Origin of the sequence: Psychrobacillus sp. NPDC096426, from assembly GCF_044762745.1 — a bacterium.
GTDB lineage: Bacteria > Bacillota > Bacilli > Bacillales_A > Planococcaceae > Psychrobacillus.
This window is the reverse complement of sequence record NZ_JBIWEX010000023.1, coordinates 33,960-48,413: the sequence shown is the minus strand read 5'-3', so window position 1 is coordinate 48,413 and position 14,454 is coordinate 33,960. Positions and strand designations below refer to the sequence as shown.

Here is a 14,454-nt window from a genome sequence, read left to right as displayed (position 1 = left end):
GGTTTTTATTCTTCATGAATCCGTACACTTAACGAATTGGAACTCGGTATCACTTGATTTACTAATTGGAATATATATGCCAAAGGAACTAAAAATCAATAGGATGTTAGAATAACTAATATTTTTTCTGTTTTTTAGTAATTTTAAAATTATAAATTAATATACTAAATCTAGTAGCTAAACTAGTGCTAAAAAAATAGGGGGGGAAAATATGCGATTAAAAAAATCTGTTGTCTTACTTTTAACTGGTGTGCTGATTATTGGAATGTTAGCGGCTTGTTCATCTAAATCTAAAGGTGATGAATCGGCAAATGGATCAAATGTCATCAAAATTGCTACACAAACACCTTTATCAGGTGGATCAGCAATCATTGGTGAATCCATTCGGCTAGGTGCTCAAATGAAATTAGAAGAACAGGCAGAAAAGTTTAAAGAACTAGGTTATACACTAAAGCTTGAATCTTATGATGATCAATCAGATCCCAAAAAAGGTGTATCCAATGCGAACATAATCGGAGCTGATAAGTCGATTTACGCAATAGTTGGTCACTATAATTCTGGTGTTGCCATCCCTTCTTCTGAAGTGTACGAAAAATACAATGTTGCTATGGTATCGCCAGGAACTACTGCTGTTACGGTAACTGATCGTGGATTAAAAACAGTCAACCGAATTGTAGGAAGAGATGATGCACAAGGTCCAGCTGGAGCGAAGTATGCTATTGAAACTTTAGGGGCAAAGAAAATCTTTATAATCCAAGACAAAACAGCTTATGGCTCAGGTATTGCAGATGCATTCAAGGTAGCTGCTGAAGAAGCAGGTGCCGAAATTGTGGGATATGAAGGAATTACAGTTGGGGAAAAAGACTTTAATGGTGTGATTAATCAAGTTTTAACAAAAAAACCTGACTTGATTTATTTTGGTGGAATTTACTCTGAAGGTGGAATTATTATCAAACAAGCTCGTGATAAAGGAATTGATGTTCCTATTATGGGTGGGGATGGCATGGATGCTTCCGGTTTAGTTGATATTGCAGGTGATGCAGTTGTAAACACCTATATCACATCTGTTGCTGGCGATAGTACAGCAACTGAAGCAGGTCGAAAGTTCGTAGCGGATTATAAAGCTAAATTCAATAAAAATGCAGAGGCTTTTTCCGTTTATGGTTACGATACAATGGGCGTAATTCTCCATGCTATCGAAAAGGCTATTAATGAAAATAACGGAAAACTACCTTCTAAAGAAAAAGTTGCAGAAGCTGTTCGATCCGTGAAGGACTATGAAGGTGTATTAACGAACGTTACGTTTGATGAAATAGGCGATAACACGAACGCAAAAATTTATTTATACAAATTTACTGAAGCGAGTTATCCAGGTGTTCTAGAAGGCGAAGTTGGAAAATAGTATAGGGATTTTGATAGAGTGTTGGGACTTTTTTTCTCAACACTCTTTCTTTACCGAAAAAAATTATGGAGGGTTATTATGCTTCTAGAAATGTTACAAAGTTTACCTCAGGTACTAATTGATGGACTTGCATTAGGCGCTGTGTATGCTGTTGTAGCCCTCGGTTATACAATGGTTTACGGGATATTACAGCTAATAAATTTTGCACACGGAGAAATTTTTATGACGGGTGCATTTATCGGTACAGCATTCTTTATTTTATTAATGGGAATGGGTTGGGTATCTTCCGTTCCACAAATTATTGTACTTATTTTAGTTTTAGTTGTCACTGCTTGTTTGACAGGACTTCTTGGGATGGGTATTGAAAGAGTGGCATATCGCCCCCTTCGAAATGCTCCAAGGCTTATTCCACTTATTACAGCAATAGGAATTTCTTTTATCTTACAAGATGTCATTCGTTTTATCGCCGAACTATCTTCTGGAAACTATATTGTAACAGGGCCATCTATGTTTAGAGATCAAATTACGATTAGTTTCTCTTCCCTATCCAGTATTTTTAATGACGCTAGCTTTAAAACTTCCTTCCTAATAGTACTAGTTACGGCATTTATATTAATGATTTCTCTAGATTACTTTATAAACAGAACAAAATGGGGAACAGCAATGCGGGCAGTAGCACTAGACCGTGACACGGCATCCCTAATGTCTATTAATGTTAACAAAACGATTTCTATTACTTTCTTTATTGGGTCGGCTTTAGGTGGTGCAACAGGCGTATTATTCGCTGTTCAATACGGCACAATCGATCCATTTATCGGATTCATTTTGGGCATGAAGGCATTTATCGCTGCGGTTTTAGGTGGTATCGGTAATATACGAGGTGCCATGCTTGGTGGAATACTACTAGGGTTAATGGAAATGTTTGCATCTGCAAATCTATCGTTACTAACAGGTGGCGTCTTTGGAGCAGAGTATAAAGATGTTTTTGCATTTTCGATATTAATATTAGTGCTTATTTTCAAGCCGGAAGGTTTATTGGGTAAACCTTCTGCTGAGAAAGTGTAGGTGGCTATGTTGAAAGAAATTTTAGCGAAATTTTTACAATATAAATGGTCGCAAGTAATCTTATTTACTGTTTTTGTTGCGGTTTCATCCGCTGCATTGTATTTCTCCCAAAAATCCGTCACCGCCTTTTTACTATTATTATCTTCTTTGTTAATACTACATTATATAAATTTGAAGAATGCAACAAAATGGATCATCGCTATTGGATTATTATTTATTCTCATACCTTTTGCTTCGAGTGGAGGCCCAGCTTTCCAATCGTATATGGATGTAGCTACAATGGTAGGAATTTATGTTTCCATGGCATTAGGTCTTAATATTGTCGTCGGAATGGCGGGATTACTCGATTTAGGGTTCGTTGCTTTCTTCGCAGTCGGTGCCTATTCATATAGCATTTTTGCTACACCACAAGCTGCAAATTTTATGCCATTTGGAAATTACCCTCTCGGTGGAGAAAGTTTCTGGATATTTTTAATCATTGGTGGGGTTATCGCTGCCATCGTTGGAGTTCTTATTGGCATCCCAGTACTTAGGGTAAAAGGCGATTACTTAGCGATTGTAACTTTAGGTTTTGGAGAAATCATCCGAATTTTATTTAACAACGCGGACAAACCAGTCAATATTACAGGTGGTGCAATGGGAATAGCATCTGTAACGCCTCCTGAAATATTCGGCATTCCACTCATCTTTCCGAACCAATTTTATTTCGTTACACTTGTCATCTTAGTATTTACCATTTTTACGGTATTACGATTGGAACGTTCCAAACTCGGTCGCTCATGGAAAGCGGTTCGTGAAAATGAAATTGCAGCTCAAGCTATGGGTATCCCTCTTGTAAAAACGAAATTGTTAGCCTTCGCTCTTGGTGCTTCGTTCTCAGGAATGATGGGTGTTGTATTTGCAGCAAAGCAAGCTTTTATCGATCCTACAAGTTTCACCCTATTGGAATCATTTACCATTTTAGTGATGGTTGTACTTGGTGGTATGGGCAGTATTCCAGGGGTTATTCTTGGTGCAGCGGTTATAACCATCTTAAATTTGCAAGTATTAACAGAATTAGCGACTTGGGTAAATCAGCTATCCTTTAGTGGCGTTATTTCTATTCCAGAAGCTCTATCTCCCGCAAAAATGCAAAAATTTATATTCGGAGTACTACTAGTAGCATTTGCATTATATAGACCAAAAGGGTTAATTCCTGCAAAAAATAAAATCTTTGATGAAAAGAAATTAAAAGAGAGTTCGAGCCATAAGGACTTTATAGCTACTGATCAGAAAAAGATTCAATAGTAGGAGGATATAAATGCCAATATTAGAAGTAACAAATATAACAAAAAAATTCGGGGGTTTAACGGCCAATCAAGATGTAACGATGAATATTGAGAAAGGCTCTATTACTGCAGTAATCGGACCAAATGGAGCAGGAAAAACAACCTTTTTCAATATGATAACGGGTGTTTATCAACCTACTTCAGGTGACATTAAATTAGAAGGAAAATCATTACTAGGGCTAAAACCTGATGAGGTAGCCAAAAGAGGTATTTCTAGGACATTTCAAAATATAAGGTTATTTAGTGAAATGTCTGTTATCGAAAACGTATTAGTTGGGATGCATACTGGATTGAAAACGAGTCTATTAGGTATTTTTTTGAATTTACCTAATACTAAAAAAGAAGAATTACTAGCGGAGAAGGAAGCTTACCGCTTGCTAGAACATTTCGAACTTGCACCTTATTTGAATGAAAAAGCTTGTAATCTAAGTTACGGTGCACAAAGAAAACTAGAAATTGCTCGTGCCCTTGCGACAAAGCCAAAGTTAATATTATTGGATGAACCAGCAGCTGGAATGAATCCGGCAGAAACGAGAGAATTAACGACAATTATTAAAAATATGGGAGAAGAATTCAATGTTTCTGTGCTATTGATTGAGCATGATATGAAATTAGTAATGGAAATTTCGGAGCATATCATAGTTTTAGATCACGGCGAAAAAATTGCAGAAGGAAATCCAGAAGAAATAAGAACGAATCCAAAAGTAATTGAAGCTTACCTAGGTTCAGGTGCTGTTCAAACGGTCTAAGGAGTGAAACTAGATGCCTATACTAGAAGTAAATAATATCGAAACATATTATGGTGGAATACAAGCATTAAAAGGAATTAGTATTCATGTAAACGAAGGTGAAATTGTTACATTAATAGGAAGTAACGGAGCTGGGAAATCTACCACTTTAAAATCAATTAGTGGACTAGCCAAAGTGAAAACTGGCTCCATCCTTTTTAAAGATAAAGAAACAATGAATAAACCAGCTCATGAAACGAGCCTTTTAGGTATGGCACATGTGCCAGAAGGAAGAAAGATTTTTTCGACCTTGACGGTAAAAGAAAATTTATTAATGGGTGCTTTCTCCGTTAATAATAAGCATTTAATAGAAGAGCGGATGGAAATCGTTTTTGGTCATTTTCCAATCCTTAAGAAGCGACTGGAGCAAAAAGGAGGAACAATGAGCGGCGGAGAACAACAAATGCTTGCTATTGGTCGGGCATTAATGATGGAACCTGACTTATTAATGCTAGACGAACCATCAATGGGACTAGCTCCAATCATTGTGGAACAAATTTTCGACATCATTAAAAAATTAAATCAAAACGGGATAACAATTCTATTAGTGGAACAAAATGCGTATCAGGCATTAAACATTGCACATCGTGGTTATGTTATACGAAATGGTGAGATCGTATTAAGTGGAAAAGGTTCCGAGCTCGTTGAAAATAGTGAAATCCGAGATGCATATTTAGCATAAAACAGTTCGATACAAGTGATAAAATGTACTAATCTCCCACTTCCCTCTTATACAGTAGACTACCTCAAAAATTGAGCTTGTCTACTGTTTTTTTAATAAGAAGCTTATATTATGAGTTCATACATTTTAGAAAACATCTATTAATAATACGCTTTAATAGCTCATATACTTTAATATTTGTAGTCTTCGATGAATAGGAGGAAATACGTGGAAGTTCATGTGAGACGTGGTGATTCCCTATATTATTATAGTCAATTATTTATGATTCCCTTGCAACTAATTATTAATTCCAATCGCAGCGTTAATGCTCAAACACTTTCAGTCGGTCAACTCATTCAAATTCCTGGATTTGTTACTATCAATTATCAAATTATACCGGGGGACTCTCTTTGGAGGTTGGCAGAGAATCATAACCTTCCTTTAGATGCAACTTTGCTACTAAACCCCGATCTTAATCCAAACTATTTGCAAATTGGGCAGACGATTAATCTTCCACTAAGAGTGGACTGGAGAGTTGTTAATGGAAAGCAAAATTATGATTACAATACGATGATGTTTGACATTAGACGTTTACAGAACATCTATCCATTTTTGCGAGTTTCTTCAATAGGCAATACCGTTTTAGGTAGAGATATCCCAGAAATCGAAATTGGAGATGGAGAAAAACAAGTGCATTATAATGCTTCGTTTCATGCCAACGAATGGATTACAACTCCTATCCTTTTGACCTTCTTAAATGATTATTTACTGTCTTTAACGAATCAGCAATCAATTCGAGGACTTGTTACTACACCTCTGTATGTTCAAACAACACTTTCCATTGTTCCAATGGTTAACCCTGATGGCGTTAACTTGGTGCTAAACGGTCCACCATCAGAGGAACCATACAGAAGTAATGTTATTGAATGGAATAATGACAGCTTAGACTTTTCAGGATGGAAAGCGAATATTCGCGGTGTGGATTTGAATGATCAATTCCCTGCCGAGTGGGATCGTGAACGTGAACGAAATTCTCCTAAAACTCCAGGTCCAAGAGACTATGGTGGAGAAAGCCCTTTATCCGAGCCAGAAGCAATAGCAATGGCGGATTTAACAAGAGTAAAGGATTTTGCAAGAGTACTAGCTTTTCATACACAAGGAGAAGTTATTTATTGGGGATTTGAAAACCTCGAACCTCCTGAGACAGAAGCAATGGTCACAGAATTCAGTAGAGTCAGCGGCTACGAACCTGTTCAATCAATCGAAAGCTACGCTGGTTATAAAGATTGGTTTATTCAGGACTGGAGAAGACCCGGTTTTACGGTGGAGCTTGGAAGAGGAACAAACCCGTTACCACTTACCCAGTTTGATGAAATCTATGAAAAGACATTAGGGATTTTTTTGGCAGGGCTATATTTATGAATATTTATAAGGGCTCATAAAATTCGTGAACCGTTCATCACGTTTCCTTTTCGAATGAATAATCCCTATCGACCGAATAAGAAAATCGACTGGAAGTTGACTTTGTCTCCTCCAGTCGATTTATTAATTAATTTTATTTTTCAGATTTACCTTTTGCTTTCCCTTGATTATAAGAAAGACCAAATCCATATTTATATACATCACCGGATTTATTTTTATAAGAATAGGAAGGATCTTCTTCTTTTGCAAAGCTTGGAACATCTCCAACTTCATTGTCCACCGCTGCCATACTTGCTGGTAATGCAAATGGAAGCTTTCCTGTTGGATTATATTCACCACGAATAACATCAAAGATTGCTTCGGCCTTTGTTCCAAAAGTACCGATTAATGCCGCAGCATTAGGTTCAATTTTATCTAGTACCCATGGATTCGTCATGTTTACTGCCATAATAGTTGGAACTGTTTTTTGTATAGTGACAATTCGATCAACATTTGTAATTCCTGTTTCAGGTCCTACTGTAATACGTGGATTATTATCCCAGTTCGATTGAACAGGCTTTACATAAATATACGCATGTGTTGCATCTTCCAACTTATTGGTGATTGTAATGGAAGGATCATGCTTTTTAATCGTCTCTATTAATCCCTTTGTACTCGCTCCATCGGTACCACCAGGGAACATTTCCACGTATAGTTTTACCTCTTTTAATTTTGCATCCTTTAAAGGCAAAATATTTTTATCATTACGTAAAAGAACTAGTGACTTAAGGTGTGCTTCATATGCTAGTTCTTGTGCTTTTGGATTAGCCACTACATCAAGTGCATGTTGTACATCTACATATGGATCTTCAAATAACCCTAAATTCATCATTTCTGTTAGCAATAATGTGACAGATTCGTTAACCGCTTCTTCTGAAAGTAAACCTTTATTTACTGCATTGATAATAAACTGCGGTTCGGATGATCCAGAAATAATATCCGTTCCAGCATTGATTGCTTTTGCAAACTTTTGTTCCGGAGTTAGGCCCTCTGCTCCCCAAGCATTATCTCCGATAGCGCCAGTATCAGAGTTAACATATCCTTTGAATCCAAGTCCTTCGCGCAAGAAGCCATCTAAAATAGCATCGTTTAAGGCAAATCCAACTTCTTCAAATTGCTGGGTTTTCTTATACCATGGTAATCCTTGATCAGCACTGTCATTGCTTGGATACGCGTAATACGGCATGATTGAGGATACATTTGCTTTTATCGCAGCCTCAAAAGGAGGAATATGATACTTAAGTAGACTTCCTTCGGTTGGATAAGGATTAAATTTTCCCTCTACAAAGTGAGGATCTAACCCGTTATCACGCGCTCCACCACCCGGAAAATGTTTTACGGTTATTGCTACACTATCTGGACCAAGCTTATCACCTTGAAATCCTTTGATGACGTTATAAATCATATCAGAAGCAACTTTAGGGTTTTCACCAAAGGTATCTTCAATTCTTGCCCAAAGTGGATCCGTAGCTATATCAGCAGTATATCCGTAGACTTTACGTATACCTGCTGCTCTCCATTCTTTTGCGGCAATTTCGGAAAATTCCTTTACAGCTTTTGTGTCACCTGCTGCCGCAAACCCTAATGGTCCTGGCCAAAATGAATGTTGTCCTTCACTTGCTGCAATGTTAGTATAATCCGTTGAGGCATGGTTTCTCGGGTTCGAAGTAACTACTACTGGGATTCCTAATCTTGAAGCCTCCCCCAGTTCTTGTAACTGATTTGTATATTTAGCGATAACATCAACAGTAGGGGTTTGACGGAAAATGACGTAACGCATATTCTTTCCAACAATTAATGGATCATCTGATTTAACATACTTTCCATCGGTTGGATTCGCTATTGGTGTATGTGTGTCGATCAACATTAATCCCGCTTTTTCAGCAAGTGTCATCTTTGATACTAAATCGGCTACTCGGTAATTAACGGATATTCTCCAATCTTCGTATAGGTCTAGACTCTTGTTACCATTTAGGTCTTTGAACTGTTTTCCATCAATTGTAAGAACGCCTTTTTGGGCTGCTTCGATTTCTGGTTGACCTGTTTTACTGTTAGCTAGAACACGATAAGTCTCCACGTTAGTCCCTGAATGTCCAGGATTTGTATTCGTAGTTGGATCTACATATCCTAAGCCTTCATTGCCATTTGCGCCTACTTGTGGAATACCTACTGAGGCGATTAGCGATAAAGTAAGCATGCCAGTCATAACCTTTTTAGATTTTTTTCCTTTTTTTAGTCTTTTCAATAGTGAACCCATTCTTTTCCTCCCCTATTAAATTACATGTTTGCATAAATGACTATTTAGCTTTTAACAAGATCACCCCCTTAAAAATGGAAATGATTTTTGTTGGTTAGTTTAAAGGAATAGATTTATTTTCATAATTTTCAGAAATTTAGAAATGTACTTCTATGAATCATAGAATTCATCCATTAAGTAAGACCTAATAGTTTAATTACTGAGTTGATTTCATAATTTGCATTGATTGGAGCGGAAAGCGTCCGCCTGAAGCGAAAATCAACTTTGTTCGGACTTCAATTGTTTGTTCCCTATTATGAAATTGATTCATTTCTTAAAAATTAAAATACTCTTTTGCATTTTGATAGCAAATGCCTTGAACAAGCCTACCTAACATGTCTAGATCGTTTGGCACTTCCCCATTTTCCACCCATTGTGCAATTAAATCACACACTAATCTTCTAAAATACTCATGTCTTGTGTAAGAAAGAAAACTTCTTGAATCTGTAAGCATTCCGATAAAACGGCTGAATAGACCAAGATTAGCTAACGTTTTCATTTGTTCGAGCATGCCATCTTTTTGATCGTTAAACCACCACGCAGTACCAAACTGGATTTTCCCCGGCATTCCTCCCTGAAAATTACCAATTAAACTACCAATAACGTAATTATCTTTTGGATTTACTGAATATAATATTGTTTTTGGAAGTGCATCTTCTCGTGCCAAAGCATCTAGTAATTGACTTAAAGGTACAGCTATCTGCCCGTCATTAATACTGTCAAAACCAGTGTCAGGACCTATTTTGTTATACATTTTTGTATTAGTATTACGTAATGCTTGAATATGAAATTGCATCGCCCATTCAAATTTCGCATATTGTTTTCCTAAAAAAGTTAATGTATAAGATTTATATTTTTTTTCTTCATCAAGTGATACTTTTTGTCCTTTCAATGCTTTCGTAAAAATGTTTGCTGCTTCTTGCTTTGTTGTTTCTTCATACATCATCGTATTTAAGGCATGATCAGAAACACGACAGCCATTTAAATGAAAAAACTCAATTCTAGACTGTAGTGCATTTAGGAAATCATCATAGTTGGAAATTTGTATTTGCGACACTTCTCCTAGTTCCTTAACCCACTGAAAATATCCATCCAAATTAATCTCTAACCCTTTATCTGGCCGGAAACTCGGTAGCACTTTGACATCAAAATCGGAGTCGTCTCTAATTTTCGCATGGTATTCTAATGTATCAATTGGATCGTCCGTTGTACATACTACTTCAACATTTGACTTCTTAATCAAATCTCTTGCTCCAAAGCCGCCACCTGAAAGCATTTTATTTACTTCCTCCCAGATACTTGGCGCAGTTTCTTCATTTAAGATGTTGTATATACCGAAAAAGCGTTGAAGCTCTAAATGAGTCCAGTTGTACAATGGATTGCCAATGGTCATCGTAACAGTCTTTGACCACGCTAAAAACTTTTCATAATCCGTAGCTCCTCCGGTAATGAATTGTTCTTCCATTCCGTTAGCTCTCATCGCTCTCCATTTATAATGGTCACCATATAGCCATGCTTCTGTAATGTTTTGAAATGTTTTGTTTTCATAAATTTCCTTAGGGTTTAAGTGACAGTGATAATCGATAATTGGCAAATCCTTTGCAAATGAATTGTACAAAATAATAGCCGTATCGGTAGACAATAAAAAAGTATCGTCCATAAACTTTTTCAATCATTTCACCTGCTTTTAGATTTTTTTGTTTTTGTAGATTTTCGAAATTCAGAAGGAGAGTACCCAGTCATTTTTTTGAAGTTATTGCTGAAGTATGCCACTTCTGAGTACCCAACTCTATCTGCAATTTCTGACATCTTTAATGTCGTATTCAGCAATAAACGTTTCCCTTCTTGAATTCGAAGTTCGGTTAAATAATCCACAAATTTAGTGTTTAGTTGTTGTTTAAACAATTGACTTAGATAACTAGGGTTCAAGTGCACGCTTTTTGCAGCGTCGGTTAAGGATACCTGTTTTAGTGGTGTTTTTTTAAGATAAGCTAACACCTGATCAATTGTAGTTGTAGGAAGGACTTCATCAATACTAGTAGGTGTATTATTTTCTTTACCTACTTCTTTTTGTTTATTCAGCCACTTTTCCAAACAATCTTTTAACTCTTCGTCCTCAATTGGTTTCAGGAGATAATCTGTTACCCCGCTTCGAATCGCTTGTTGAACAATTTGAAACTCATCATGAACACTAATAACGATACAATCCAGATTACGATCTAATTGGTTTAGTTCTTTCACTAATGTAAGTCCATCCATGACAGGCATACGGATATCTGTTAAAACCAAATCAACATCATTTAGTTTAATCCAGTCAAGAGCCTCTAGCCCATTTGCGCATTCATGCACGATTTGTAACGATAAGTTTAACTTTCTAATCGACCACATAAGAGCTTTCCTTACCCATCTTTCATCGTCCACTAGTAAAACTCTTTTCATTCTTTTTTCACTTCCTTACCATCTACAATTGGCAAATGAATAGTAACCTCAGTTTCTAAACCTCTCGTACTATTAATTGTTATTCCATACTCTGGGCCAAACAAGTAGCGAATTCTCTGATGAACATTCATAATCCCGATATGTTGTCCACCAAAGGAAGTTGAATTCTTTCTTAATTTCTCTGTTAATTCTTTTAAAACTTCTTCCTTAATCCCGGCTCCTGTATCTGTAATTCGAATAACGTATGATGATTCAGACAGAATTTGAGCAGTTATGGTAATGTTTATTTTCTTAGCGTTTTCTCCAATACTGTGCATAAAACAGTTTTCAACAATTGGTTGGAGAGAAAACTTTACTACTTCAAAGTCTATAACATCATCTGGTATATTAAATATATATTCAAAACGGTTCTCGAAACGAAAGACTTGAATCTGTAGATACATCTCACAAAACCTAATCTCTTCTCGTAAACTAACAGTGGGCAAGCTATTTCTAAGGTTATAACGTAAAAGTTTCCCTAGAGAAGACGATATGTTAGCTATGTTCTCTCTGCCCTCTTCTAAAGCCATCCCTCTAATTGTTTCAAGTGAATTGTATAAAAAATGTGGGTTTATTTGTGATTGGAGCATTTTTAATTCGGTCTCTGTTTTGTTAAGAGACATTTCAGCTTCCTTCAACTTGGAAACATACACTTCTTCCAGTAAATTAGATAGTCTTTCGACCGTCTTATTAAACCCAGCTGTAAGCTGTCCGATTTCATCACTGGAGTCCACCTTTACTCTTCCTTTTAAGTGACCAATTTCGACTTCTTTCATAAAAGTGCGAAGTCGATGAATTGGGCGAACGATACTTTTGGAAATGCTATAATAACCTACTAAGTACGCAAATACCAAGGAGACAAAAATGGTCCATGTAATCGCGGTTCTTATTTGTTGGATACCGCCTCGTAAATCCTTATATGGAGCAGCTGTAAAAAAACTCCAACCAAGATTCGGAGAAAAAGAATAGGAAACTAACTCCTTACCATTGTTATCAATGAACACTGAATCACTTTTTTCACTATTAAGATTTGCTAATTGCTTGAATTCTACTTTGTTACCAAGCTTTGAATAATTAGGATGATAGACATAATGCCCCTCAGAATCCAAAATAAAAAAATAACCGTTCTTACCGAAAGTTACCATTTTAGAAATTTCTTCAATTCTTTTAAAATTAATATCAATAATCAGCATACCTACAGGCTTCAGTGTATGTGGATTATATAAACGCCTAACAAGAGAAATTACCGGCAGCTCTTTGTCTTTCAATTTTAATGTCCTGCTCACAAGCATAACCAAACCGTTTCCCGGGACGGATGAATACCAATATTCATCTTTCATATTTATAGCTGGGTAGTAATTTCTTTCCCTCAATGAATCTATAATAATGCCATTATCTAATGAAACCGTAATATTAGAAATATCATTTCTGGAATATTCTGAATTTTTAAGAACTTTAAGCGCCGACTCAGCAAGCGTACGATCATATTCATTACTAATTGTTTCAAGTCTTAATAAACTTCCCATCTCAGGTGAGTTAATGATTTTTAAACTCGTTATTTCAAAATCTTGCAAATAATATTCAACATGCAATTCAACCTGTTCTATTATTTTTTGACTCGATTGCGTGAACTCTTCCTCTAGTTCAAAAGAAGAATATTTGTAAGTTATAAATCCAACAGAAAGTACAGGTAAAATAACTAAAATACTAGAAAACACACTAAATTTCGTCATAAGTGTCTGGTTTTTAAAAAGAATATAGCGATCAAAAAATTCTACAATTTTACTCCACGGCTTCTTCATCATAGTTCCTTTCCAGTAAGTATTGCCTGTGTATTATATCCTACTTATACTTAATGGAAAAGACCTACCTAGTAAATATTCACCCAACTAGGTAGGGTAAAAATGCTAGTCTCCAGTACAAATATCTTTTAATTATTATGGACTTGCCGAATTGATCGCATCGACTAGCTCAGGATAACCTTTAGAAAATTCATCTACAATAGGCTTCACTGCCGCTTGCCAAGGAGATATATCTTTGACTTCTGTAATAGTTACTCCAGCCTCGTTCAATTTCTTAAGAGATTTTTCTTCATAATCAGCCCATGCTTGTCTTTGGGTCTCGACTGAATCCAATGCAGCTTGTTTGATTAACTTTTGATCTTCATCCGAAAGTTTTTCCCAGGCTGTTTTACTCATTAACAACACCTCAGGCACTCTTGTATGGTGATCCATGATCAAATATTTTGCCTCTTGGTAATGGTTCGATGAGTCAAAGCTCGGAAGATTGTTTTCTGCTCCGTCAATGATACCAGTTTGAAGGGCAGAGAATACCTCTCCATATGGCATTGGAGTAGCACTTGCTCCCAATGATTCCATTAACTTTATATTTATTTCACTTTGCTGAACACGAATCTTTTGACCCTTTAAATCTTCAATACTTGTTAAAGGTTTAGTGGAATAGAAACTGCGCGAGCCTGAATCATAATAAGCAAGACCTTGCATTTTCGCTGCTTGTAGACCATCTAACAATGCGGAACCTTTTTCCCCCTTAAGGAAGTTCCATAGATGATCATCACTGCTAAATAAATATGGTACGGAGAAAACGGTGAAATCATCATTAAATTCTGCAAGTGGGCTGGCATTTATTCTCGCAAAGTCAATAGCTCCAAGTTGAACTTGCTCTAGCACAGATTTCTCATCACCAAGCTGACCTGCTGGAAATACTTCAATCGTTATACGACCGTTAGATTTTTCGCTAACCAACTCGGCAAACTTTTGATCTCCAATAACCGTTGGATAATCAGCTGGTTGATTGTCTGCTAGACGTAAAGTAATTTTAGGTGCTTCTGATTTAGTACCTCCATCCTTCTCCACTGCAACCTCTTCCTTTTGACTACATGCTACAAGAATTATTGCGGCAAAAAGTAAAGATGTTAATAAGCCCATAAATTTTTTATTGTTCATTTTTGAAAC

General features: G+C 36.4%; 11 protein-coding genes. 6 read left to right on the top strand and 5 right to left on the bottom strand.

The window, feature by feature from the left end:
- Nucleotides 1-211: 211 nt before the first annotated feature.
- The 6 genes from ACIQYS_RS17405 (at nt 212) to ACIQYS_RS17380 (ending at nt 6,666) form a co-directional block, all read left to right on the top strand.
- Nucleotides 212-1,402 carry a branched-chain amino acid ABC transporter substrate-binding protein gene (locus tag ACIQYS_RS17405; RefSeq protein ID WP_402982655.1) on the top strand — a complete coding sequence of 397 codons (1,191 nt, stop codon included), beginning with the start codon at nt 212-214 and terminating at the stop codon, nt 1,400-1,402.
- A 78-nt stretch (nt 1,403-1,480) separates the two neighbouring features.
- Nucleotides 1,481-2,467, top strand: a complete 987-nt coding sequence (locus ACIQYS_RS17400) for a branched-chain amino acid ABC transporter permease (protein WP_402982652.1) — start codon at nt 1,481-1,483, stop codon at nt 2,465-2,467.
- Between the two features lie 6 nt (nt 2,468-2,473).
- Nucleotides 2,474-3,754 carry a branched-chain amino acid ABC transporter permease gene (locus tag ACIQYS_RS17395; protein ID WP_402982650.1) on the top strand — a complete coding sequence of 427 codons (1,281 nt, stop codon included), beginning with the start codon at nt 2,474-2,476 and terminating at the stop codon, nt 3,752-3,754.
- A 13-nt stretch (nt 3,755-3,767) separates the two neighbouring features.
- Nucleotides 3,768-4,544, top strand: a complete 777-nt coding sequence (locus ACIQYS_RS17390; RefSeq protein ID WP_402982647.1) for an ABC transporter ATP-binding protein — start codon at nt 3,768-3,770, stop codon at nt 4,542-4,544.
- A gap of 13 nt (nt 4,545-4,557) precedes the next feature.
- The gene (locus ACIQYS_RS17385) at nt 4,558-5,265 is read left to right on the top strand and encodes an ABC transporter ATP-binding protein (protein ID WP_402982645.1); all 708 of its coding nucleotides are present in this window, start codon (nt 4,558-4,560) and stop codon (nt 5,263-5,265) included.
- 189 nt (nt 5,266-5,454) lie between these two features.
- Complete coding sequence (locus ACIQYS_RS17380) at nt 5,455-6,666, top strand: M14 family metallopeptidase (RefSeq protein ID WP_402982642.1); 1,212 nt, start codon at nt 5,455-5,457, stop codon at nt 6,664-6,666.
- A 133-nt stretch (nt 6,667-6,799) separates the two neighbouring features.
- On the opposite strand, the gene ACIQYS_RS17375 is transcribed toward ACIQYS_RS17380, so the two are convergent.
- The 5 genes from ACIQYS_RS17375 to ACIQYS_RS17355 all read right to left on the bottom strand — a co-directional run bounded on the left by ACIQYS_RS17375 (nt 6,800) and on the right by ACIQYS_RS17355 (nt 14,445).
- On the bottom strand, nt 6,800-8,962 hold the full coding sequence (locus tag ACIQYS_RS17375; protein WP_402982640.1) for a glycoside hydrolase family 3 protein: 2,163 nt from the start codon (nt 8,960-8,962) through the stop codon (nt 6,800-6,802).
- A gap of 313 nt (nt 8,963-9,275) precedes the next feature.
- Nucleotides 9,276-10,661, bottom strand: a complete 1,386-nt coding sequence (gene uxaC / locus ACIQYS_RS17370) for a glucuronate isomerase (RefSeq protein ID WP_402982729.1) — start codon at nt 10,659-10,661, stop codon at nt 9,276-9,278.
- Between the two features lie 17 nt (nt 10,662-10,678).
- Nucleotides 10,679-11,440 (bottom strand): response regulator transcription factor, encoded by a 762-nt coding sequence (locus ACIQYS_RS17365; protein ID WP_402982637.1) that lies wholly within the window; start codon nt 11,438-11,440, stop codon nt 10,679-10,681.
- A complete protein-coding gene (locus ACIQYS_RS17360) occupies nt 11,437-13,284 on the bottom strand; it encodes a sensor histidine kinase (protein ID WP_402982635.1) in 1,848 nt (615 codons plus the stop codon). Before ACIQYS_RS17360 ends, ACIQYS_RS17365 begins: the two co-directional genes overlap by 4 nt.
- Before the next feature lie 132 nt (nt 13,285-13,416).
- The gene (locus ACIQYS_RS17355; RefSeq protein WP_402982632.1) at nt 13,417-14,445 is read right to left on the bottom strand and encodes a TRAP transporter substrate-binding protein; all 1,029 of its coding nucleotides are present in this window, start codon (nt 14,443-14,445) and stop codon (nt 13,417-13,419) included.
- Between the last annotated feature and the right edge of the window lie 9 nt (nt 14,446-14,454).